Source organism: Epilithonimonas pallida (assembly GCF_900182975.1).
GTDB lineage: Bacteria > Bacteroidota > Bacteroidia > Flavobacteriales > Weeksellaceae > Epilithonimonas > Epilithonimonas pallida.
Genome location: NZ_FXUO01000001.1, coordinates 652772 through 675198 on the forward strand (window position 1 = coordinate 652772; position 22427 = coordinate 675198).

The 22427-nt window shown below is 35.6% G+C and carries 23 protein-coding genes; 9 read left to right on the forward strand and 14 right to left on the reverse strand.

The window, feature by feature from the left end; all coding sequences use genetic code 11:
- Nucleotides 1-12: 12 nt before the first annotated feature.
- From QOL71_RS02865 to QOL71_RS02905, 9 genes are all read right to left on the reverse strand, one after another.
- Nucleotides 13-657, reverse strand: a complete 645-nt coding sequence (locus QOL71_RS02865; protein ID WP_283415462.1) for an alpha/beta fold hydrolase — start codon at nucleotides 655-657, stop codon at nucleotides 13-15.
- A gap of 42 nt (nucleotides 658-699) precedes the next feature.
- Nucleotides 700-1719, reverse strand: a complete 1020-nt coding sequence (locus QOL71_RS02870; RefSeq protein WP_283415463.1) for a pseudouridine synthase — start codon at nucleotides 1717-1719, stop codon at nucleotides 700-702.
- A gap of 172 nt (nucleotides 1720-1891) precedes the next feature.
- Nucleotides 1892-2338 carry a DinB family protein gene (locus QOL71_RS02875; protein ID WP_283415464.1) on the reverse strand — a complete coding sequence of 149 codons (447 nt, stop codon included), beginning with the start codon at nucleotides 2336-2338 and terminating at the stop codon, nucleotides 1892-1894.
- Entirely contained in the window at nucleotides 2338-3504 is a 1167-nt protein-coding gene (locus QOL71_RS02880) for a methylmalonyl-CoA mutase family protein (RefSeq protein ID WP_283415465.1), read from the reverse strand. The genes QOL71_RS02875 and QOL71_RS02880 overlap by 1 nt, the downstream gene beginning before the upstream one ends.
- A 7-nt stretch (nucleotides 3505-3511) precedes the next feature.
- Nucleotides 3512-3862, reverse strand: coding sequence for an FtsB family cell division protein (locus QOL71_RS02885; RefSeq protein ID WP_283415466.1), 351 nt, complete (start codon nucleotides 3860-3862; stop codon nucleotides 3512-3514).
- Between the two features lie 13 nt (nucleotides 3863-3875).
- Entirely contained in the window at nucleotides 3876-4493 is a 618-nt protein-coding gene (gene udk, locus QOL71_RS02890) for a uridine kinase (protein ID WP_283415467.1), read from the reverse strand.
- A gap of 96 nt (nucleotides 4494-4589) precedes the next feature.
- Nucleotides 4590-5084, reverse strand: a complete 495-nt coding sequence (locus QOL71_RS02895; RefSeq protein WP_283415468.1) for a hypothetical protein — start codon at nucleotides 5082-5084, stop codon at nucleotides 4590-4592.
- Nucleotides 5085-5195: 111 nt separating this feature from the next.
- Nucleotides 5196-5819, reverse strand: a complete 624-nt coding sequence (locus QOL71_RS02900; protein ID WP_283415469.1) for a SanA/YdcF family protein — start codon at nucleotides 5817-5819, stop codon at nucleotides 5196-5198.
- Nucleotides 5819-6949, reverse strand: coding sequence for a 2Fe-2S iron-sulfur cluster-binding protein (locus QOL71_RS02905; RefSeq protein WP_283415470.1), 1131 nt, complete (start codon nucleotides 6947-6949; stop codon nucleotides 5819-5821). The genes QOL71_RS02900 and QOL71_RS02905 overlap by 1 nt, the downstream gene beginning before the upstream one ends.
- Nucleotides 6950-7035: 86 nt before the next feature.
- Between QOL71_RS02905 and QOL71_RS02910 the strand changes: the two genes are divergently transcribed.
- The 8 genes from QOL71_RS02910 (at nucleotide 7036) to QOL71_RS02945 (ending at nucleotide 16322) form a co-directional block, all read left to right on the forward strand.
- Entirely contained in the window at nucleotides 7036-7671 is a 636-nt protein-coding gene (locus QOL71_RS02910; RefSeq protein ID WP_283415471.1) for a TlpA family protein disulfide reductase, read from the forward strand.
- Between the two features lie 13 nt (nucleotides 7672-7684).
- Nucleotides 7685-8650, forward strand: a complete 966-nt coding sequence (locus QOL71_RS02915) for an iron ABC transporter permease (RefSeq protein ID WP_283415472.1) — start codon at nucleotides 7685-7687, stop codon at nucleotides 8648-8650.
- Nucleotides 8651-8739: 89 nt separating this feature from the next.
- Complete coding sequence (locus QOL71_RS02920; protein ID WP_283415473.1) at nucleotides 8740-9687, forward strand: ABC transporter ATP-binding protein; 948 nt, start codon at nucleotides 8740-8742, stop codon at nucleotides 9685-9687.
- Between the two features lie 144 nt (nucleotides 9688-9831).
- A complete protein-coding gene (locus QOL71_RS02925) occupies nucleotides 9832-10284 on the forward strand; it encodes a MarR family winged helix-turn-helix transcriptional regulator (protein WP_283415474.1) in 453 nt (150 codons plus the stop codon).
- A 130-nt stretch (nucleotides 10285-10414) separates the two neighbouring features.
- Complete coding sequence (locus tag QOL71_RS02930) at nucleotides 10415-12787, forward strand: 3-hydroxyacyl-CoA dehydrogenase/enoyl-CoA hydratase family protein (protein WP_283415475.1); 2373 nt, start codon at nucleotides 10415-10417, stop codon at nucleotides 12785-12787.
- A gap of 26 nt (nucleotides 12788-12813) precedes the next feature.
- Nucleotides 12814-13989, forward strand: a complete 1176-nt coding sequence (locus QOL71_RS02935; protein ID WP_283415476.1) for an acetyl-CoA C-acyltransferase — start codon at nucleotides 12814-12816, stop codon at nucleotides 13987-13989.
- A 57-nt stretch (nucleotides 13990-14046) separates the two neighbouring features.
- Nucleotides 14047-14412 (forward strand): four helix bundle protein, encoded by a 366-nt coding sequence (locus QOL71_RS02940; RefSeq protein ID WP_283415477.1) that lies wholly within the window; start codon nucleotides 14047-14049, stop codon nucleotides 14410-14412.
- A gap of 122 nt (nucleotides 14413-14534) precedes the next feature.
- The gene (locus QOL71_RS02945; protein WP_283415478.1) at nucleotides 14535-16322 is read left to right on the forward strand and encodes an acyl-CoA dehydrogenase family protein; all 1788 of its coding nucleotides are present in this window, start codon (nucleotides 14535-14537) and stop codon (nucleotides 16320-16322) included.
- Nucleotides 16323-16627: 305 nt separating this feature from the next.
- On the opposite strand, the gene QOL71_RS02950 is transcribed toward QOL71_RS02945, so the two are convergent.
- The 5 genes from QOL71_RS02950 to QOL71_RS02970 form a co-directional block, all read right to left on the reverse strand.
- Nucleotides 16628-18286 carry a hypothetical protein gene (locus QOL71_RS02950; RefSeq protein ID WP_283415479.1) on the reverse strand — a complete coding sequence of 553 codons (1659 nt, stop codon included), beginning with the start codon at nucleotides 18284-18286 and terminating at the stop codon, nucleotides 16628-16630.
- 70 nt (nucleotides 18287-18356) lie between these two features.
- Complete coding sequence (locus tag QOL71_RS02955) at nucleotides 18357-19136, reverse strand: LuxR family transcriptional regulator (RefSeq protein ID WP_283415480.1); 780 nt, start codon at nucleotides 19134-19136, stop codon at nucleotides 18357-18359.
- A 36-nt stretch (nucleotides 19137-19172) separates the two neighbouring features.
- Nucleotides 19173-19946, reverse strand: a complete 774-nt coding sequence (locus QOL71_RS02960) for a LuxR C-terminal-related transcriptional regulator (protein ID WP_283415481.1) — start codon at nucleotides 19944-19946, stop codon at nucleotides 19173-19175.
- Nucleotides 19947-20029: 83 nt separating this feature from the next.
- Nucleotides 20030-21241 (reverse strand): DUF763 domain-containing protein, encoded by a 1212-nt coding sequence (locus tag QOL71_RS02965; RefSeq protein ID WP_283415482.1) that lies wholly within the window; start codon nucleotides 21239-21241, stop codon nucleotides 20030-20032.
- A gap of 143 nt (nucleotides 21242-21384) precedes the next feature.
- A complete protein-coding gene (locus tag QOL71_RS02970) occupies nucleotides 21385-21735 on the reverse strand; it encodes an arsenate reductase family protein (RefSeq protein ID WP_283415483.1) in 351 nt (116 codons plus the stop codon).
- Nucleotides 21736-21870: 135 nt separating this feature from the next.
- Between QOL71_RS02970 and QOL71_RS02975 the strand changes: the two genes are divergently transcribed.
- Nucleotides 21871-22338 carry an acyl-CoA thioesterase gene (locus QOL71_RS02975; protein ID WP_283415484.1) on the forward strand — a complete coding sequence of 156 codons (468 nt, stop codon included), beginning with the start codon at nucleotides 21871-21873 and terminating at the stop codon, nucleotides 22336-22338.
- Nucleotides 22339-22427: the final 89 nt, after the last annotated feature.

Sequence of the window (22427 nt, forward strand, 5' to 3'; positions counted from 1 at the left end):
GCCAAAAGCTTCTCAAATCTGAGAAGCTTTTTTTATAATAATTTCAATCTCTTTCGCTTTATTCACAGTCATAAAATGTCCGCCGTTCTCAATCACAACATCAGCTTTTATATTTTTAATTGGAATAATCTTATCCTTATTTCCGTGAATATGAAAACAGTTTTCAGGATAAGTTTCATTTTTCCAATTTGTGATTTCATTGATTGCCCAGGAGAAAAAGTCAAGGTCTGTATCTTGTAAAATTTCTTTCAAAAGTTGTTTTTCAGAATCAGATTCGATTCCAAAAATCCAATTGGTTATTGAGTTTTGTTGTTTAAAAATCTTTTTTGGAATTAATTTGATGAGATTCAATTTTCCAAATATTCGATAGATCAATGGAAGTTCAAACTTATTTTTTGCAGAAGCAATCAGAATCAATTTTTCGACTTTAATGATTTTGGAAATTTCAACAGCTAATATTCCACCAAAAGATAACCCTATCAAAATTGGATTTACATAATTAATTTTCTTCGAAATTCTAAGAGCATAATTTTCCAGACTTTCATTTTCCAAATGTTCAATCCAATCTATAAATTCGACATCCAAAGTTTCGAAGTTAATATTGTCAAAAACTCTTTTATCAACACCTAAACCACTGAAAACATAAATTTTACTCATACCTAAATATAAAAAAAGACTGAAAAATTTCAGTCTTTTAATTTATAACATTTTCAAGTTGTTAACTTCTTGTTCCGTAAGGATTCTCCAGTGCCCACGCTTGATGTTTTTCTTTGTCAGGCCGGCAAACATCACTCTGTCGAGCGCTTCCACTTCGTATCCGAGCTTTTGGAAAATTCTTCTGATGACTCTGTTCCATCCGATGTGGATTTCGATGCCAACCTCATTCTTTGGTTTTCCTTCGATGTAGGAGATGCTGTCCACTTCTGCAACACCTTCTTCCAAACGGATGCCTTCTGCAATTGATTTCAAATCTTCAATGGATAATTTTCTATCCAGTGTCACGTGGTAGATCTTTCTCATATTGAAAGATGGATGCGTCAGCTTTTTCGTCATATGTCCGTCGTTCGTCAAAAGAATAACACCAGTCGTCTGTCTGTCGAGTCTTCCTACAGGGAAAATTCTGTATGGCGACGCATTCGCCGTCAGATCCATTACCGTTTTTCTCGCTTTCTCGTCTTTGGTGGTCGAGATATAACCTTTTGGTTTGTTCAATAGAACATAAACCGGTTTTTCCGGCGTGATATTTTGTCCATCGAAAACTACTCTGTCTGTTTTCTGAACCTGGTAACCCATTTCGGTCACCACTTTCCCGTTCACTTCCACAAGACCTTGTGTAATCAGTTCGTCCGCTTCTCTCCTGCTGCAAATCCCGGAATTGGCAATATATTTATTAAGCCTTATGGATTCTTTCGGAACCGATTTGCTTATTTTATCGAATCTTCTTTTCTGGATAAAAGATTTCGTTTTATCTTCGTCTTTTTCAGTTCTACTAAAAGGTTTTTTCGGACCAAATTTTCTATCGCCGTTTTCATATTTGTCTCGGCTGTCAAAACGGTTTCCACCTCTTGTAGTTTTTGGACCTTTTGAATTTCCGAAAGATTTTCCACTTCCAGAATTTCCTCTGCTATCACTGGAGCTACGGGAGTTTCCGGAAGGTCTGCTGCCTCCAGATGGTCTTGGTTTTCTGTTTCTACCTGATTGATTTCCGTCTCCGCTCATTTTCTAAAATTTTTGCAAAGATAGTGAATTAGTTAAGAAATCGCCATTATTTGGAAATGCAAACGTCAATGAAGATATAGTGATTACATATGAGAAATAAAAAACAATAAATATCTACATATGAATTCCGAATTATGGATTGATTTTAACGAAAATTGAAAATAATGTAATCTTAATTTTTTCTTTTAAAAAATATATAATCAGTAGCAATAGGTTCCAAACCTGCTTCGTTCATTAGCATTGCAATCTGACCACGATGATAAGTAGAATGATTGATAAAATGAAATAAAATCCCCTGAATCGAATTGCTGAATTCCTGTCCCTTAGATGTTTTATAAGTAATGATTTCATCAAGGTTTCGTTCATTAAGAATTTTACAGCTATGATTGTAATTATCTGAATTAATATTCAATAATAAATTATCAGCATTAATCTGCCAAACTCCGAATGTAATTTGATTAAGGATTCTTGCATTCCAAATCTGATGCGCATTCAGAATATGATTGAGGAGATTTTTGCCTTTTTCCGGCCACACAGAATTATTCTCCAAAAAATCCTGAATCAGTAATTGATTAAAATGCAGGTTATATTCTAAAAGATCTTGGAAATGTTCTTTCATTACTCAAACATTTCTGCCAAACGAACTTTCTTAATTTCATCAGCATTATAAAGTTCATCAACTGTTTTCTTAACTTCTAATTTGGGGTAAAGGTTGACACCAATCAATTTGATTTTGCCTTCTTCAACCCAGCTTTGTTCTTTTGTTGCTTGCTCAAAAATCATTTTCTGGATCTCCCCGGATTTCAACAATGCCAGATAACCGCCTTTTTCTTCAATTTCAAGGAATAATCTCCAGGACTTTTCAGCGAATTGCTGAGTGATATTTTCTACGAAATAACTTCCGGAAGACGCGTCTTCGAAAACGTTAATGATACTTTCATAAGCTAAAACTATCTGTTGTTTAAAAGATATTTCTTTGGAAAGTTCTGTTTGATTCTCGATTTTATAATCATTGGAAAAAACCGCATCCGCACCGCCAATCATCGCTGAAGCCAATTCCAAAGTGGACCGAATCAGATTATTTTCTTCATCGTTTTTAGCTTTATTTCTGAACGACGTTTCCGCAAAAATGTAAGGAATCAAATCTTTATCAAATTCTTTGGAAAGCTGATTAAACAGGTATTTAAAAGCCCGGATTTTCGCCATTTCGAAAAAATAATTGGAACCAATAGCCAATCGGAAAACGAGCTTTTCAAGAATCTCCGTACCGAATTTTTCTACTAATTCTTTAGATTTCGCCAAAGCAAAAGCCAATTGCTGAATAATGGATGCACCGGCATTTTGATGCAGACTTATGTCAATTCCAATTTGTCTTTCAAAGGCTTTCGATAATAATTCGCCTGCCATGTGTTCATTGATTTCTGCATTTTTATCATCAGAAAAAACATCAACTAAAGAAAAATAACGATTGGTTTCTTCGGTCAAAATATGTTCTGCCAAATCCGGATTGTTGATGAAAATTGTCTTTTCCTGCAAACCTTCATTATTTTCATTCAATAGAAAAGCGAAAGCCTGTTGTTCCAAACCATCTTGATATTCTGCCACAAGATGTGTACTTTCTTCTACTTTTGGAAGAATTTTGGTTTCGGAATTGTTTTGATAATAAGGTTTTACCTCAATATTTTCCAGATTATCTTTAGAAAGAATTTCATAAATATTTTCTGTCTTGAGTTGCTTCTTTACAAGCTTTTCCCAATCTTCCAATGTACTTTCTATGAAACTCATTTTTATATTATTTTTTTGCAATTTTAGAACTATCTACTACTAATATGAAAATCTCCTCATTCGGCTTTTTCATAAAATAATTTTCACGGGCGTATTTTTCCTTTTCCTGCTTGTTGTTCATCAGCTTACGGTAGAATTTGTCATTCTTTTCATATTCTGTTTTGTAGAATTCGCGTTGGTTTTCGTAACGGCTGATTTCACCATTCAGTTCATTGATAACCAGAAAAGAAGTACTGTCAAAAAATATCATCCAAACCAAAAATCCAACCAATGTCAACACATACTTGTTGAACACATAAGTCTGGAAAAACTTAAGTGTCGGCGATTTTTTCTTGATATCTTTGATTAATTCTTTCATAATAAATATTTTATTAATGAACTTTTTTTAGAGAATTGTTTATCACTGTTGTTAAGAAATCAATGGCTACGGAATTCTGTTTCATATTCGGAACAATCAAATCGGCTTCGTTTTTGGAAGGCTCAATAAATTCCTGATGCATCGGTTTCAATGTCGTCTGGTAACGGTGAAGAACTTCTTGCAGATCTCTTCCCCTTTCCTGCGTATCTCTGCGGATTCTCCTGATTAATCTCTCGTCAGAATCTGCATGAACAAATACTTTCAGGTCAAACTCTTTCAACAATTCTTTGTTGGTTAAAACCAAAATTCCCTCCACTATCAAAACACTTCTTGGCTCTACTGTAACGTAGTCGCCGGTTCTGGAGTGTGTTACGAAAGAATAAATCGGCTGTTCTATGTTCTGATGATTTTTAAGTGCCTTGACATGTTCCAGCAAGAGTTCAAAATCAATTGATTTTGGGTGGTCATAATTGAGAACTTCTCTTTCTGATAAGGTCAAATTAGGATTATCGTGGTAATAATTATCTTGAGAAAGCACATTAACACCTTCTAAATTAAGCTGTTGAAGAATCTTATTAACAACTGTTGTCTTCCCGGAGCCTGTTCCTCCGGCTATACCAATCACGAGCATCTCTACATTTTTTACAAAAATACTATAATTTTTTTTTTCAGAATAAAAATAAATCCGAATTAATTGCACAAAAAAAGCTGCAATCTGCAGCTCTTTCTATTTTCGTCTTCCGCTATTTTCGGTGGAACGATTTTCAATTTGAGGTTGGACCTGTTTTTGTGGAGATGTTCTTATATTATTCTGATTCCTTCTTGTTGGTTCAACACGAGTATTATTTCGGTTTCCGGTGGCAGGTTGAGATCTCACATTATTTTGATTAATCATTCCAGTATTTCTCTGGCTTCTTGCAGGTTGAATTCTGATATTCTCATTATGCATCGAGTTTCGTCTAGGCGAGATAACAATATTATTTCTCACTCTGCTATTGGAATTATATATCGCTCCGTTTCTGTAATAATTGTTATTATTATCCAGATAAATAACATTTGGGGCATACCAATAACCGTCAGGAGACCTGTAATAGCCATCAATATAACCGTCCGAATATCCTTGAGAATATGGGTCATTGTAACTGTATGAATCCGGTGCCGCTACACAAGAAATTAAACTCATTGCAAAAGCAGCTAATATCATTTTGATTGAATTTTTCATTTTCTTCGATTTTATAAGTTATACATTTTCAGTATAACAGATAAATTACAAAGAATCTGCCAAGATAGAAATCAAAAAACACCTATCTGATAATTATAACAAAATTGAGTATTATTCTTCAGGAGAAATTCCCAAAACATAATAGAAAACAGCCAAAACTCTGGCAAAAAATTCCCGGGTGTGATTTCTGTAGAAGCTTTCGTTTCTGCTAACATCTTGAGCATCATAACCAAGTGCATTCATTCCATTATTTCTGGCAAAAAATAATGCTCTGAGGTTATGAAAGCCCTGTGAAACGATAATTACATTTTTTTGACCGTAAACATTTTTGCAACGAAGAATACTTTTATGCGTATTGAAGCCTTTCGGATCTTCAATAATGATATTTTCGGGAACGCCTTCTGTGTAAACAAGAAAACGTTTCATGGCGGCAGGTTCGTCATAGTTTTCACTTTTCTCACCGCTGACAATGATTTTTTTGATTTTCCCGTGATGATATAATGTTCCGACGGCATCCATTCTTGCTGTGAAATAAGGATTGGCAACTCCGGAACGCATTTTGGGAGAAGTTCCTAAAACCAGAGCGCAATCTCTTGGTGGAACTTTGCTGATTTTCGTATAAGTTCTTCCGCTGGTTAAGGCCACGACCCAGAAATTCGCTAAAATCAATAGCAAAATTCCCAGCTCTGCAAGCCTTAAAATAATCTTCAGAAAATCAGCAACCTTCTTAAACATTAGTTATATAAATCAAAATCTAAATATACATCTTTGCTCATTGCTATGGAAACACAAGGTAGAATTTTTCCCTGGCGTTTTTCATTTTCCGTCAGATATTCATCTTCTGTCATATCCACTTCCCCGTTTTTCAAATAGCAGAGACAGCTTCCACAGATTCCGGATTTGCAGGAATAAGGCAGTTTATAACCCAAATCCAATAATTGCTGAAGGATTTTGCGTTCGTTATTTTTTAGAATAATCCCATCTTTTTCAATATGATTGAATTTTATTTTAACATTCACATTCTCAATCAAAGGAAACTCTTTTTCCGTTGGATAGATGTCTTCGTTGAAAGCTTCGAATAATTCGAAATGAATATTCTTTTTCGGAATGCCGTGGTTATAGCAGGCATTTGCTACGGATTTGATCATTGCACCAGGTCCGCAAATCAAAACTTTGTCTGTACTGTCCCAAATTGTCGATTCTTCATCCTCTTCATCCAAATGAAGAATCTGATTGATGATCAAAGAAATTTTTCTCTCATCCAATCGTCCCTGGAAAAGCTTATCCTTAACAAGTTCTTGCGACAGGAAATAATAAACCTGGAATCTCCCGACATTTTGTTTCTGCAGATCTTCCAGCTCCTGTTTCAGAACAATATCCTCATAACTTTTGTTGCCATAGAAAAGAAAGATCCGGGCAAACTGTTCATTGTGAAAAATATTCTTAATGTGACTTATAATTGGTGTAATTCCTATTCCGGAAGCAAAGGCAAGAATGGTCCGTTTTTCATTGGGTCTTGAAGGAAGAAAAAATCTGCCCAAAGGTTCACTTACAGAGATTTCGTCACCGATATGATAATTCCTGAACAGGAAATCGGTTGAGCTTTCGTCGCCATTGATTTTTATCGCCAGATCAATTTTGTTTTCAAAAGGTGCCGATGTGAAAGAATAATCATTCTGAATTTCTTTTTCATTGAAATGATATTTCAGCGTCACATATTGCCCGGCCTGATATTGATAGTGCTGTTTCAGTTCCTCAGGAATTGCCAATTCCAGCTCAAATGCATTTTTGGTCAATTGTCGTTTTTTAGCTATTTTTAGCCTGTGAAACTGAGGTTGATTCGCGATTGTTAATTGATTCTCCATTGTCAAGAATCAAATTTAATGAAAATTGACAAAAGAAAAAACATAAATAGCAAGGGAGATTTTTCAGTTTTAAAGAAAATAAAATTATGAAAAAATTAGTTATATATTCAGTCATATCACTCAGCTTTTTAGCTTGTAAAAAGAACGATGAAAAAGTTGCTGAAAAAGAAGCAAAAGAAGACTCTATAAAAGTCGAACCGACTAAAAGTGAAGCTGATGTTGCACAGCTGAAAGAATATTCTCCGGAAAAAATTTCAACTTTTTTGAAATCAAATCATTCTGATACTCTTTATGTGACCAATTTCTTTGCAACCTGGTGTGGACCATGCATGCACGAGATTCCGTTTTTCAAGAAAAAAATGGAAGAATTGACCAATCAGCCTGTGAAATTTACATTCGTAAGTCTTGACAATAAAACAGATTGGACAACAGATGTCAGCGATTTTGCGGATGAATACGACATTAGAAAAAATGTTGTTCTTTTGGACGGAACACTTTTGAATCAGGAGTTTTTCAAGCAAAATTTCCAGTCTTGGAATGGTGAAGCGATTCCTTTTACCTTGATTAGAAAAGGTGATAAATCTGATGAAACAGTTGGTTCTATGAGCGAAGAAATGCTAAATCAGAAGATCCAAAAACTATTAGCTCAAAATTCTACTGCAAAAGTTGTTGAGAATAAAGAAAAAGCAGGAATTTCTGGCCCGAAAAAATCTTTGAAATAACAATTTATTCTTGATGAAACGTTTTCCTATTCTGGTAACATTGATAATCGTATCGGCGATTATTGCGTTTTTCATCAATCTCAATGTTGGTTTTGCAAAATTGAATTTTTCTGATTTTATCAATTCAGAATCTGAGAATTTTCAAATTGCCGGATTTAGAATTAATCGTGCTTTGGCAATGCTTTTGACAGGAATAGCGATTCCGACCAGCGGATTTCTTTTACAGGAATATTTCAAGAATCCTTTGGCAGGTCCTGATGTTTTGGGAATCACTTCAGTTTCCAGTCTATTTGTTGCGTTTTATATTTTTTTTTCACAGAATATTGTCATTCCGGATTTTTTACAGAACAGTTTTATCAGTTTGTCATCCATTGTTGGAAGTATTGTTCTGATGATGATTTTACTCTTATTTTCGAATCGATTTCGGGATAAAAGCTTCATTATTATTTTTGGATTTTTGATTTCGGCTTTGGCTGGCGCTGTTGTTTCGTTTCTCCAGTTTTATGTGGAAAGTCAAAGTCTGAAAAATTATATGCTTTGGACTTTTGGAGCGAATAACCAAGCGAGTTTAGTTCAAATTTCGATTCTTACGGTTTTAATTTTAATCGGACTGATTTTCACTTTCAGATCTATAAAACCATTGATCGGAAATGCTCTCGGAAGTGCTTATGCCCAAAGTTTCGGCATCAGTCAATCCAAACTAAAAATCAGCATTATTGTTGCTTCTTCACTACTTTCTGCTTCAGTTACGGCATTTTTAGGACCTATTTTGTTTATTGGCGTTGTCGTTCCTCATTTTTGCAGAATGATCTGGAATCCTGCACAACTCTGGCATCAATGGATTCTGAATATTATTTTAGGTATTTTTATAATGCAGGTTTTTTCGATTATTTCGGAACTAAGTCAGTTTCCGATTAATATTATTACAACCTTCTTTGGAATTCCTGTGATATTGTTGATGTTGATAAAGAAAGTATAATATAAAATTAAAACACAATATTTGTCATTCCGAAGGAATCTAAACGATATTGAGATTCCTTCGGAATGACAAAAAAGAGAATTAATGCGATGAGCAATTTCCTAGAATTAAAAAATACAACAATCGGCCATTCAAACCCTTTGGTTTCGGAGATTAATTCATCTTTGGAATTAGGAGAAGTTTGCTTGTTGATGGGAAATAACGGCATCGGAAAAACCACTTTAATCAAATCTATTCTTGGGCAAAACAAGCTTTTAAAAGGCGAAATTTTCATGAATGGGAAATCAATTCAGAGATTAGACTCAAACGAAATAGCTTCTCAAGTTGCCATTGTTTTTTCAAAATCCGAAATCCCTGATAATTATACGGTTACGGATTTGATTTCTCTCGGAAAATATATTCATTATTCATTCTACTTTAAATTAAATGAAACTGATAAACTGGAAATTACTGAAATCATAAACAAACTCAATTTATCAGAATATCAAAACAAAAAACTAACTGAATTATCAGACGGTAATCTTCAAAAAGCCTTCATTGGAAGAGCTTTGGCCCAAAATTCACCTTTCATTATTCTGGATGAACCAACCACGCATTTAGACGAAGAAAATAAATTAACAATCCTTTCACTTCTCAGAAATCTTGCTAAATCAGAAAACAAACTGATTCTTTTCTCTTCTCACGATTGGCGATTGGCAAAAGAATTTTCTGACAAAATCTGGTGGATCAAAGATAAAAAACTCATTAGCGGAATCTCCGAAGAAGTCATTCTTAGCAATCCTGAATTGATAACACCAAAAATTTTAAAATTCAATCAGGCATTTCATTCGCCGGATATTGATGCGCCAAAATTGGAAAAAGAAATGATGTTTTCTTATCTCCAAAAAAACTTCTCTCAGGATTTAAGAAAATTTAAATTGACGTTTAAAAATGATTTTTGGGAACTGAATTCGGATGATTTTTATGACAATTGTCATAATTTCCAGGAAATTAAACAATCTCTGCAAACCTTGATCAAAAAAGGTATTCCTAACTAAATAGATTTTTCACAATTTTAATTAATAAGATTTGCATAATAATTAAACCATTGCAAATCAATCAATTAATTAACTTAACACAAAAATACTATGCATGCATAGTATTTTTTTTATATTTGTAAAGAACGCTTTAAGATTCAAATTATGGAAAAGAAAAGCACTGAAAAAGTTGAAAGTGTAGACTTGATGTTAAAATCGGCTTGGCTGGCTGTTTCGAAAATGTATTCGGATCAGGCTTCTTTATACAATTCTACCGCTGTACAAGCTCTTACATTACTGAAAATTGACCCGAAAGAAGGTACGAGAAGTACGAATCTTGGTCCTAAAATGGCAATAGAACCTACTTCTCTGACAAGAATCATCAAGCTCCTTGAAGACAATGGTTATATCTATAAAGAGAAAACCACAACTGATAAAAGAGAAGTGATTATAAAACTAACTGATAAAGGTCTTAATTCAAGAAATTTATCCAAAGAAGTTGTTCTTAACTTTAATAAAAAAGTTCTGGAAAGAATCGCACCCGAGAAATTTGAAGTTTTCAAGGAAGTAATGACAGACATCCTGAAAATCGCAAACGAACTAAATCATAAGAAATAATTATAAAAAAGATAAATTCTCGCTGATTAAAGTAAATCAAGCAGATTAATCTGCAAAATCATTGAAATCTGCGAGAGAAATCTACAGCTTATAATTTAAAAAAATATAAATCATAAAATATTATCTGATAATGAACAGAAAAATAAAACACGTTACGGTGCTTGGTTCCGGTGTTATGGGTTCCGGCATCGCCTGTCATCTGGCAGGTAACGGCATTCAGGTTTTGATGTTGGATATGCCTCCGAAAGATTCGGAAAATGCCGACAAAAAAACGAGGAACAGCGTGGCACAAGGACATCTGGACAGCGCTCTGAAAAGTAATCCATCGCCCATCTATGACAAATCTTTCGCTTCCAGAATTACGGTTGGAAACTTCGAAGATGATTTGGAAAAAATCAAAAATTCGGATTGGGTCATTGAAGTGATTGTCGAAAGATTGGACATCAAACAATCGATGTTTGAAAAAGTGGACAAACTTCGTAAAGAAGGAACTTTGGTAACTTCTAACACATCAGGAATCCCGATTCATTTGATGTCAGAAGGAAGGTCAGAAGATTTCCAGAGACATTTCTGTGGAACGCACTTCTTCAACCCACCAAGATATCTGAAATTATTTGAAGTAATTCCTGGTCCGAAAACCGATAAATCTGTGGTTGATTTCTTTATGTCTTACGGTGAGAAATTCCTTGGCAAAACCACGGTTCTTTGTAAAGATACACCAGGATTTATCGGCAACAGAGTTGGTGTCTACTCGATGGCGAAAATTATGGAATTGACGGAAGAAATCGGTTTAACGATTGAAGAAGCAGATTCACTGACCGGAGATTTGCTAAATCGTCCGAAAACCGGAACTTTCAAACTCGGCGATTTGGTTGGATTAGACACGGCTTTCAACGTAACCAAAGGACTTCAGGCGAATCTTAAAGATGATGAAATGGTTCAGGCTTTGAAAGATTCTAAAACTCTGAATTTCCTGATTGAAAATAAATTCTTAGGTGATAAAGCTAAAAAAGGATTTTATTATAAAGAAAAAGATGCCGGCGGCAATGTGAATCGTTTTGTTCTTAATTATGAAACGTTGGGCTACGAACCGACAAAACAGCCTAAACTTCCTATCGTTACAACAGCGAAAGAAGCCGGAAGTTTAAAAAACCGTTTACCGATTTTGTTGAAAGACCAATCCAAAGCCGGAGAATTGATTAGAAAACATTTCGCCTCATTGTTCGCTTACGTTTCTCAAAGAGTTCCGGAAATTACGGATGTGTTCTACTCTATCGATGATGCGATGAAAACCGGTTATGCCTGGAAATACGGACCGTTCGAAAACTGGGATTTTGTTGGTGTTCAGAAAGGAATTGATTTGGTAGAAAGTGAAGGCTATAAAGTCGCTGATTGGGTAAAAGAAATGCTGGCTTCCGGAAACGAATCTTTTTACAAGCTGGAAAACGGAAAACAGCTATTCTATAATCAGAATACAAAATCGTACGAACCAATTCCTGGTCAGGATGCTTTCATTATACTTAATAATATTAGAAAAGAAAAAACAGTTTGGTCCAATTCCGAATCTGCATTAATTGACCTTGGTGACGGTATTTTGAACTTCGAGTTCCGTTCAAAAATGAACTCTCTTGGAGGTGGCGTTTTGGAAGGTCTTAATAAATCTATCGACATTGCCGAGAAAGATTACAGAGGTTTGGTTGTTGGAAATCAGGCTGACAATTTCTCAGTCGGTGCTAATCTCGCAATGGTAATGATGATGGCTGTTGAACAGGATTGGTACGAACTGAATATGGCCATCGCAATGTTCCAACAGACTTCTATGAAGCTAAGATATTCATCAATTCCTGTTATCGCTGTACCTTTCGGAATGACGCTTGGCGGTGGATGTGAATTCTCTATGCACGCGGACAAAATTGTTGCTGCAGCGGAAACTTACATCGGCTTGGTTGAAGTTGGTGTTGGTTTGATTCCTGGAGGTGGCGGAACAAAAGAATTTGCATTGAGAGCATTGAAAGGAACACTTCCAGACGATGTTAAGACCAATCATCTTCGAAATTATTTTATGAATATCGCAACGGCAAAAGTAGCGACTTCTGCATGGGAAGCTAAGCAAATGGGAATTTTGACTGATAAAGATATTATTGTTGTCAACAAAGACAGACAAATTGCAGAAGCCAAACGTCAGGCGATTTTTTTGGATGAATTAGGCTACACACCGCCAGTTCCTGAGAAAGTTAAAGTTCTAGGAAACGAAGCAATGGGAATGTTCTACGTTGGAACTGACCAAATGGTTGCAGGTGGTTACGCATCAGAACACGACAGAAAAATAGCTAACAAAATCGGCTATGTAATGACCGGCGGTAATCTTTCTGAACAGACAGAAGTTTCTGAACAATACCTTTTGGATTTGGAAAGAGAAGCATTCCTTTCACTTTGTGGAGAGAGAAAAACGCTTGAGAGAATAGGTGGAATGTTGAAAACAGGAAAACCGGTGAGAAACTAATCTGTCATTATTAAAATTAAACAAATATGGAAGCATATATAGTAACAGGATACAGAACAGCAGTTGGTAAAGCGCCGAAAGGTTCTTTGCGTTTTACACGTCCGGATGATATGGCGGCAACTGTGATAGAACGTCTGATGAAAGATGTTCCCAATCTTGACCCGGCTCGCATCGACGATTTGATTGTCGGTTGTGCAATGCCGGAAGCAGAACAAGGACTGAATGTCGCAAGACTGATTTCACTAATGGGATTGGATACGGACAAAGTCCCGGGTGTGACAGTGAACAGATATTGCGCATCGGGCTCAGAATCGATAGCGATTGCAGCGGCAAAAATCAAAGCCGGAATGGCGGAATGTATCATCGCCGGCGGTGCAGAAAGTATGTCTTATATCCCAATGGGCGGTTATAAACCAATTCCAGACACGGATTTAGCCAAATCAAATCCCGATTATTATTGGGGAATGGGATTAACGGCTGAAGCGGTTGCCAACGAATTCAAAGTGAGTCGTGAGGAACAAGACCAATTTGCCTACAACTCGCACCAAAAAGCGATTAAGGCGATACAGGAAGGAAAATTCGCTAATCAGATTGTTCCGATTGATGTGAAATATAATTTCCTTGATGAAAAGGAAAAAATCCAGACCAAAGAATATGCATTCAAACAAGATGAGGGTCCGAGAGCTGATACTTCAATCGAGGCCTTGGCGAAACTTCGTCCTGTTTTTGCTGCCAATGGTTCTGTAACAGCAGGTAACTCTTCTCAGACTTCTGACGGCGCTGCTTTCACAATGGTAATGTCCGAAAGAATGGTAAAAGAATTAAATCTGACGCCAGTTGCAAGACTTCTCTCCTATTCTACAGTTGGTGTTCCGCCAAGAATTATGGGAATTGGTCCAATGTACGCCATTCCAAAAGCGTTGGAACAAGCTGGTCTTAAACAATCGGATATCGATTTATTTGAATTAAATGAAGCTTTTGCTTCTCAATCCGTTGCCATTTTAAGAGAATTGAACATCAATCCAGAAATCGTAAATGTAAATGGTGGCGCAATCGCACTTGGTCATCCACTTGGTTGTACAGGAACTAAATTGACTGTTCAACTCCTTGATGAAATGAAACGCAGACAAAGCAAATATGGTGTAGTGACAATGTGTGTGGGAACTGGTCAAGGTGCGGCGAGTGTATTCGAGTTGCTTTAAGACGAATAGATAATAGACGGATAGATGATAGACTAATTAAAAATAAAAACACAACAAATGAATGAATTCAAAAGACACAATTTTAAAAAGCTTAAGATTTGGCAAATGGCTATGGAATTATCAAAATTGACATTAGACCTAACTGATACTTTTCCCATTTATGAAAAATATGGGTTGAAAAGTCAAATGGACAGATGTTCAATCTCAATTCCATCAAACATTGCAGAAGGTTCAAGCAGAACAAACAAATCTTTCAGTCATTTTTTAGATGTTTCTTTAGGTTCTTCATTTGAATTGCAGACACAAATTTTATTAGCAAATCATCGAAAATATTTATCCGACGAACAAAGTGAAATCTTCGAAATTAAAATTGAAGAATTTCAAAGAGCAACAATGGTATTTCAAAATACTTTAAAAGATTAGAAGATGATAGACGGATAGAAAATAGACGAAAAAATGCTTAAAAATATTTCAATCAAAGTCTATCATCTATCCATCTATTATCTATCATCTCAAATTAAAAAATTTAAAATCACAAAAATATTATGTCAACAGATACAAAAACATTAGACGGTGGCGAATTCCTTGTAAGGGATATTACTGCTCAGGAAATTTTCAGCATCGAGGAATTGTCCGAAGAACAAAAGATGCTTCGTGATTCCGCTAAGGAATTCATCGATAAAGAAGTCGTTCCGAATAAGGAAAGATTCGAGAAAAAAGATTACGCTTACACGGAAGAAGTGATGCGTAAAATCGGGGAAATGGGATTCCTGGGAATTGCTGTTCCGGAAGCTTACGGCGGTTTGGGAATGGGATTCGTAACCACAATGCTGGCTTGCGATTACCTTTCCGGTTCTACAGGTTCATTGGCAACGGCTTATGGTGCGCATACCGGAATAGGAACGCTTCCCATCCTGCTTTACGGAACCGAAGCTCAAAAGCAGAAATATCTTCCTGATTTGGCTGCCGGAACTAAATTCGGAGCGTATTGCTTAACTGAGCCTGATGCAGGTTCGGACGCCAATAGCGGAAAAACAAGAGCTAAACTTTCCGAGGACGGAAAACATTATATTATTAATGGACAAAAAATGTGGATTTCCAATGCAGGATTTGCAGATACATTTACTTTGTTTGCTAAGATTGATGATGACAAAAATATTACGGGATTCGTTATCAACCGTTCAGAATTAGAAAATCCGGAAAGTCTGACTTTCGGAGAAGAGGAACACAAATTGGGAATCCGTGCGTCTTCTACGCGTCAGGTTTTCTTCAATGATATGAAAATCCCTGTTGAGAATCTTTTAGGCGAAAGAAATAACGGTTTCAAAATCGCTCTTAATGCACTTAATGTTGGTCGTATCAAATTAGCTGCAGCCTGTCTGGATGCCCAAAGAAGAATCCTGAATTACTCTTTAAATTATTCATCCGAGAGAAAGCAATTCGGTGTTTCTATCAATACATTTGGAGCCATTCGTAAGAAATTGGCAGAAATGGCAACAGGCGCTTTCGTGAGCGAAGCCGGTTCTTACAGAGCAGCGAAAAATGTAGAAGACAAAATCGAAGAATTGGTTGCCGGTGGAATGAACCACGAGCAGGCAGAACTGAAAGGTGTGGAAGAATTCGCGGTTGAATGTTCTATCCTGAAAGTTTTTGTATCAGATTTGGCGCAACATACAGCGGATGAAGGCATCCAAATCTTTGGCGGAATGGGATTCTCCGAAGATACACCAATGGAAGCAGCCTGGAGAGATTCCAGGATTTCCAGAATCTACGAAGGAACCAATGAAATCAACAGACTTTTGGCAGTTGGGATGTTAATCAAACGGGCGATGCAAGGCAAAATCGATTTGTTAACACCAGCGAAAAATGTCGCTAAAGAATTGATGAGCATTCCGTCTTTTGATATTCCTGATTATTCGGAATATATGACTGAGGAAAAAGAAGTGATTAAGAATTTGAAGAAAGTATTCTTAATGGTTTCCGGTTCTGCGCTTCAAAAATATATGATGGACATCGAGAAGCAACAGCATTTGCTACTGAACGCTTCGGAAATCCTGAACCAAATCTATATGGCAGAATCCGCCATCCTGAGAGCTGAGAAACATTTCTCAACCGATTCTGTGGAAGCAGCTATGGCAAGGCTGAACCTTTACAAAGCGGTTGAAATTATCACCACCAACGCCAAAGAAGGTATCGTTTCTTTCTCCGAAGGTGACGAGCAAAGAATGATGTTAGCCGGATTAAGACGTTTTACAAAATATGTGAACACGCCAAATCCAATTGCATTGACAGAAAAAATTGCCGCACATTTTATTGAGAAAGGTTCTTATTAAGTAATCAATTTAATTATAACCAAACCCGCCTCAGAATCTGAGGCGGGTTTATTTATGTGACCGTCACCTTCGAGCGATATAGGTTGTCACACTCGCCCGAGTGTGGGTGTCAACTTCGGGCGTATGTGACAGGCACACTCGGGTGAGTGTGTCGTTCCATTATTTTTATTGACTTATATCCTTCTTATTAAAAAATCAATTTAATTATAATCAAATACATCTCAGAAATTTCTGAGCGAGGAGTTATTTGAAGTATTTAGTTTATTTATGACTGTTCTACAAGTTATAAAAAACACACCGATATTTCATTTGTAAATTTTAACTGTATTACTGCACATATATTGCAAAACACCATTTAAAAAATACTGATAGACATACTTTCCAGAAAAATTATTGGCTGTAGAATTATAAGTAAGCGTCATATTATTTGTGAATGACTCTCCGTATTGGTTTTGAAAATAATGGGTTTGTATTTTCAAAACATTTTCCTCCATTGTATAGGTATTGTTGTATTCTGCGGGATTATTAAGCGCAGGAAACCAATCCGGATCGGACATTGAGTCGAAAATAATTTTACCGTTATCTCCAAAATGAAAAGTAGGCGGAATTCCTGCCTCATCTTCCAAATCTATTTCATCGCAATTATTTCCCGGTGGAGCAAGATTGAAATCCATCGTCCAAATACCTTTCAATGGATTGGAAGATGAAACAGTAATAGGGAATTTTCCTGAAAATGTAGAAAATCCATCACTATACGAATATTTTAGGTAATCTGATACAGAATTATTACTATTATTTTTTATTTTAATCTTCAGTTGGTTGGTTGAAAAGTTTGCTGATTTTAGTGTTAAATCAGGATTGGTAATACTGAAATTAATTCCGCTAAAGATTTCCTGAATCATTGGATTATTCATTATTGGGCTCGATGTTGGCAGCAGGTATTTTGTGAATAGCGAAAAATTGACAAAAGGGAGAGTATTGACAGATTCAATTATCGTATTTGCCTTGTCTATCCAATAATTGAACGTGTTATAAATATTAAAAAATTCAAGTAAATTGTTTTTTGCATTAGACACATCGGAAGTAATTATTTTCCGGTCAATGGTTTTAAAATCTAATGCTTTTTCAACTTCATTTTGAAATGAAATTGTGTTTAAGATGCCTTTATCTACCTCACTGTATTCTCCGTCTATCTGTAAATTTTGTGTTACAAATGCCTCATCGTGAATTTTTTTTATAGACTTTGTAATACTATATAAACCATAAGATAAAGGTATAATTGATAATAATTTTATTTCAGCACTCCCATAATAGACACCTATAACTCCAATTACAAAAGCGGCAGTTCCAAATTTAGATTTAATTAATTCCTTTTTAATTATTTCTAATAATCTTCCGTTGTATTGTTGGCTGTAATTATCATTTAATAAATAATCAAACCAACTTTTATTAACTATATAAAATAATTCGGCATTAGTTTTTTGTTCATCAGTCAAACCATTAAATGCATTGTTAAATGCATTTAAGTTATTCTTTAAAAGAGTTGACTCATCAGAATTATCCAATCCTAATAAAATTGTATTTATTTGATTTTTAAATGATTGTATTGTGTTTCCGGCAGAATCATTCAGGACAGGTTTGCTCACGTCATATTTTATTTTTATTGAATTTAGTTGGAAATCATAAATGCCTGGTTCTAAATCCCCCGGAATCATAAAATGAAGTTTATCATCTAATCCTTTCGCTATGTGGATTTTTTTTCCCCCTAATTCCGAAGTATATTCTTGTTCTGAGAACTGCGAAGAGTCTATTTCAAGTGAAACCAACTGAAAGTTTTGTACCTTTACGGTGTCTGTATTTTGGGTATTTTCCGGATCGTCCTCTGTTTTGCAGGAATTATGAAATAGTCCGATAATAATAAATAAGAAAAAGATTATTGCTTTTGGGTTGGCTGTTTTCTTCATAGCAATGTATTTTATAAACGCAAAGCTACCAACCCTCAAAACTCAAAAAAATAGATAGAACTAACTATTTTTAAATCCAACCTCCATTCAAACACTTTTTGACCAACTCTATAGGTGTCTTTACGCCAGCTTTTTCCATAATATTTCTTCGGTGTGCATTTACCGTATAGAGGCTTATAAAAAATTCGTCAGCAATTTGTTGGCTGGTTTTGCCTTCTACGATGCTTTTCAGAATTTCACGTTCTCTTTTGGTAAACAAGTCGAAAGATTTGGTTAGGGTAAAGTTTTTAATATTGTAATAAGAGGGCCTTCCTTCTATTCCTACAATAGAAACACAAGGTTCACCTTCTGGTTTAATATGAGATATGTCCGTATGAATATGAAAACTTTGCAAAACATTACTACTATCATAGTCTACCACCTGGTATTGTACAAGAATACGTTTATAAATGTTTTTCTTTGTCCTAAACCTTAAATCATACTGATATTTGTAATATGGGTATTCTTCCACGGGAAGTGGATTTATAAATTGGGTTGTGATTTTTTCAAAATTAATTAGGTAAACTCTGTCATCGGGATGTATGATATCAAAAAGTAATTGAGAATTGAACTCTTTCGGTTCATAACCTAATACATTTGTTACTTCGTTACTCACACTTGCAACATCCCCAATTAAAAGGTCAAACATCATATAATAATATTCTCCTGCCTGAAAAATATTGAACATTTTTTTGTAACGTTCAATTTGTTCAATCCACAATCTCTCATTTGTAATTACCGATTTGTTTTGAATATTCTTATCCCAAAGTTTTTTGGCAGCAATTAAAAGTTTGTCAGAATCTTCCATCATTATAGTTTTTTGTGTTTCTTTATAAATGATCAACTTTCATATCCACCCTTCTCTCAAACATTTCTGAACCAATTCTATTGGCGTTTTCACCTTAGCTTTTTCCATAATATTTCTTCGATGGGCATTAACGGTATAAGAGCTTATAAACAATTGTTCTGCAATTTGCTGACTGGTTTTACCTTCAACTATACCTTTCAGAATTTCACGCTCTCTTTTAGTAAACAAATCGAATGACTTAGTAAATACTTTATCCTGAATATTGTAATAAGAAGGTTCGCCATCAAGACCAATAAGAGAAAAGCAAGGTAATCCTTCCTGTTTTATATGGGTTATGTCTGTATCTAAAGAAAGAGTTCTGTAATAATTTTGTTCATCATAATCTACCTGTACAGCCTGATGCAAAATACGGACATAGCTTCTGTCTTTTTTTCTTAACCGAAAATCGTATTGCACTTTATAAAGTGGAACTTTTTCGAAAGGAAGGGATTTGAAGAACTCAACAATCTTATATTCGAAATTTAAAAAATAAGGTTTGTCTTCAGGGTGAATAATGTTCATTAGTAAATCGAGCTTGAATTCATCCGGCTCATATCCCAACACTTGTTTTACATTTTCCCCCACCAAGTCGAGTTCAGAAGTGTACATACTGAAGACATAATAATAAAAATCTCCTGCGTGAAAAATATTGAGTAATCGTTTATAAAATTCAATTTGATTCTGCAGTTTTTGCTTGTCTGCAACAGTTTCCTTATTGACGACTGTTTTCCAAAACTTTTTGGCAGTCAGGAAAAAATTAGAATCAGTTTTCATTTGGGTTTTGTGTTTTTATTTGATGAAAATTTAGGAAATAATTTTTAAAATACACCAAAAATCAATTTTTAATATTAAAAATATCAAAACAAACTCAACTGTATCCCATCATTCCCTTTCAGCGGTTTCGCATCACCAAAAACAGTTTTTCCACCAAATCGCCAGGAGTTTTGTCGCTCCTCTTCTATCACTTTTTCAAGACTAAAATCTGGCGTGAATTGCTCTTCAGTTCTCAAAGCAATCTCGTGTAGTTTTTTAATAGCTTGGTTCTTATCTGTGTTCCCCAACTTCGATTTCTCAATTCCGGTTCTTAGAATAGAAATCGTTTCGTCATAAGTTTTGGTAGGAACAGGAAACGGATGACCGTCTTTTCCCCCGTGCGCAAAAGAAAAACGAGCCGGGTCTGTAAATCTGGATGGCGCCCCGTGAATCACTTCACTCACCAAAGCTAGAGACTGCATCGTTCGCGGACCAACACCTTTCAGCATCAGCAAATCTTCAAAATTCTCAGGTTCATTTTCTCTCGCCAGCCAAAGAATATTGCCGAGCTTTTTCATATCAACATCATTCGCCAAAACCTCGTGATGAGCCGGCAAAATCAAACGCTGGAAATCCTGCATCCATTTCTCGGAATCGGTTTTGGTAATATCAACAATGCCGTTCCTGTTTTGTTCCGCTTCGGAAGATGTGAGGTTGAGAATATTCCCACGATTGACACCGGAGATTCCCGTGTGAGGCTCATTCACAAAAGAAGTTACATTTTCCGACAGCCAATGGTAGCGTCTCGCCGTGCCGTCAGAATCGTGCATCCCTTGCTGAACAACCGCCCAATTCCCCTGGTCAGACAAAATAAAATTATGCAGATAAAGTTGATAACCATCCTGAATCGCCGTGTTATCAACCTTAGCAGAGAGTTTGCTGCAGCGTACCAATTCATCGCCGTTCAACCCGGTTGAATCTGCAATTTTCAAAAGTTCATTCGGTGCATCTTTGGAGAATTTTCCTTTTCCGCCGGCAATGTAAATTCCGAGAGATTTTGAATTCGGATTAATGGCTCGTTTCAAAGCACCCATTACAGACGTCGTGATTCCTGAAGAATGCCAATCCATTCCCATCACTGCTCCAAAACTCTGAAACCAAAATGGGTCAGCCAACCGTCGTAAGACTTCATCTTTTCCGTAATCTGCAAGAATCACTTCCACAATTGCCAGTCCAAGCTTGGACATACGTTCATACAGCCAAGGCGGAACCTGACCGTAATGCAATGGCAAATCTGCAGTTCCGGAACGTTTCATTTTTTATTTTTTAAACAACAAAAGTCACAAAAGAACGATATGGAATTTACTTTTTAATATTACAAAAGTCAATATTGTCAACTTATTTGTTCTTTTCGATATTAGAAAAGCATCCAAATCTTTTGTGACTTTTGTGGTTAAAACTATTTCTCAAAAAATGCATTCAGGTTTTCAAGATTTTTTTTATCACTTCCTGCAAAAACCTCTTTATCTGTCACAAAAACCGGGCGTTTCAAAAAACTGTAATGGTCCAGAATCAATTTCTTAAAATCTTTTTCTTTTAAAGAATTCACATCAATGCCTCTTTCCTTGATTTGCGTTGATTTTTTACTAAAAAGTGCTTCATAAGATTTTGTTTTGTCATACATTTCTTCCAGTTCGGCTTCGGTTACAGGTTGGGATTTTATTTCTCTCAGTTCCCAGTCGGAAAGGTCAAGAGGTGTCATTATTTTCTTGTTGGTTCCGCAGGTTTTGAGATAGAATACTTTTTTCATTTTTTATTAAAGTCAAGAGATTTAAAATAGAATTTGAGAATTACAAATTTAATGCAAATGTCAAAGGAATAAAACATAAATATTGAAGTTGTAATCTAAAATTTCTTCCCTATTTTTGATACAAATAAGAATAAAATGGAAAACAAACCGGTGACGTTTCAGTTTATTTCTGAACCGACAGACGTTAATTTTGGAGGCAATGTTCACGGCGGAAGCGTGATGAAATGGATAGACCAGGTTGGTTATGCCTGTGCCAGTAATTGGTCGGGAAGTTATTGCGTTACGGTTTATGTTGGTGGAATCCGTTTTTATAAACCCATTAAAATTGGGGAAATCGTGAAGCTGGAATCTAAGGTAATTTTCACGGGAAATTCCAGTATGCATATTTCAATCGATGTTTTTTCGAGGAATGTCAAAGAGAAAAAGTTTGAGAAACGAACGCATTGCATCATTGTCTTTGTGGCTGTTGACGAAAACGGAAAATCTATCGAAGTGCCAAAATGGAATCCGCTCACAGAAAAAGAAATCCAAATGGAACAATACGCCATCAAACTGAAAGACCTCAGGAAAAATATCGAAGATGAGATGAAGCCTTTCCTCTAAAAAAGTTTTCATTACTGTGGATAAATAAAGCATTATCGGTAACGATTTTGTAAAAAAGATTCGGAAATTCGCACTTTTGTAATAACGCA

Bases quoted from the DNA above. Each gene is read 5' to 3' on its own strand.
- QOL71_RS02865 (WP_283415462.1), bottom strand. From the start codon at position 657: ATGAGTAAAATTTATGTTTTCAGTGGTTTAGGTGTTGATAAAAGAGTT.
- QOL71_RS02870 (WP_283415463.1), bottom strand. From the start codon at position 1,719: ATGAGCGGAGACGGAAATCAATCAGGTAGAAACAGAAAACCAAGACCA.
- QOL71_RS02875 (WP_283415464.1), bottom strand. From the start codon at position 2,338: ATGAAAGAACATTTCCAAGATCTTTTAGAATATAACCTGCATTTTAAT.
- QOL71_RS02880 (WP_283415465.1), bottom strand. From the start codon at position 3,504: ATGAGTTTCATAGAAAGTACATTGGAAGATTGGGAAAAGCTTGTAAAG.
- QOL71_RS02885 (WP_283415466.1), bottom strand. From the start codon at position 3,862: ATGAAAGAATTAATCAAAGATATCAAGAAAAAATCGCCGACACTTAAG.
- udk (WP_283415467.1), bottom strand. From the start codon at position 4,493: ATGCTCGTGATTGGTATAGCCGGAGGAACAGGCTCCGGGAAGACAACA.
- QOL71_RS02895 (WP_283415468.1), bottom strand. From the start codon at position 5,084: ATGAAAAATTCAATCAAAATGATATTAGCTGCTTTTGCAATGAGTTTA.
- QOL71_RS02900 (WP_283415469.1), bottom strand. From the start codon at position 5,819: ATGTTTAAGAAGGTTGCTGATTTTCTGAAGATTATTTTAAGGCTTGCA.
- QOL71_RS02905 (WP_283415470.1), bottom strand. From the start codon at position 6,949: ATGGAGAATCAATTAACAATCGCGAATCAACCTCAGTTTCACAGGCTA.
- QOL71_RS02910 (WP_283415471.1), top strand. From the start codon at position 7,036: ATGAAAAAATTAGTTATATATTCAGTCATATCACTCAGCTTTTTAGCT.
- QOL71_RS02915 (WP_283415472.1), top strand. From the start codon at position 7,685: ATGAAACGTTTTCCTATTCTGGTAACATTGATAATCGTATCGGCGATT.
- QOL71_RS02920 (WP_283415473.1), top strand. From the start codon at position 8,740: ATGAGCAATTTCCTAGAATTAAAAAATACAACAATCGGCCATTCAAAC.
- QOL71_RS02925 (WP_283415474.1), top strand. From the start codon at position 9,832: ATGGAAAAGAAAAGCACTGAAAAAGTTGAAAGTGTAGACTTGATGTTA.
- QOL71_RS02930 (WP_283415475.1), top strand. From the start codon at position 10,415: ATGAACAGAAAAATAAAACACGTTACGGTGCTTGGTTCCGGTGTTATG.
- QOL71_RS02935 (WP_283415476.1), top strand. From the start codon at position 12,814: ATGGAAGCATATATAGTAACAGGATACAGAACAGCAGTTGGTAAAGCG.
- QOL71_RS02940 (WP_283415477.1), top strand. From the start codon at position 14,047: ATGAATGAATTCAAAAGACACAATTTTAAAAAGCTTAAGATTTGGCAA.
- QOL71_RS02945 (WP_283415478.1), top strand. From the start codon at position 14,535: ATGTCAACAGATACAAAAACATTAGACGGTGGCGAATTCCTTGTAAGG.
- QOL71_RS02950 (WP_283415479.1), bottom strand. From the start codon at position 18,286: ATGAAGAAAACAGCCAACCCAAAAGCAATAATCTTTTTCTTATTTATT.
- QOL71_RS02955 (WP_283415480.1), bottom strand. From the start codon at position 19,136: ATGATGGAAGATTCTGACAAACTTTTAATTGCTGCCAAAAAACTTTGG.
- QOL71_RS02960 (WP_283415481.1), bottom strand. From the start codon at position 19,946: ATGAAAACTGATTCTAATTTTTTCCTGACTGCCAAAAAGTTTTGGAAA.
- QOL71_RS02965 (WP_283415482.1), bottom strand. From the start codon at position 21,241: ATGAAACGTTCCGGAACTGCAGATTTGCCATTGCATTACGGTCAGGTT.
- QOL71_RS02970 (WP_283415483.1), bottom strand. From the start codon at position 21,735: ATGAAAAAAGTATTCTATCTCAAAACCTGCGGAACCAACAAGAAAATA.
- QOL71_RS02975 (WP_283415484.1), top strand. From the start codon at position 21,871: ATGGAAAACAAACCGGTGACGTTTCAGTTTATTTCTGAACCGACAGAC.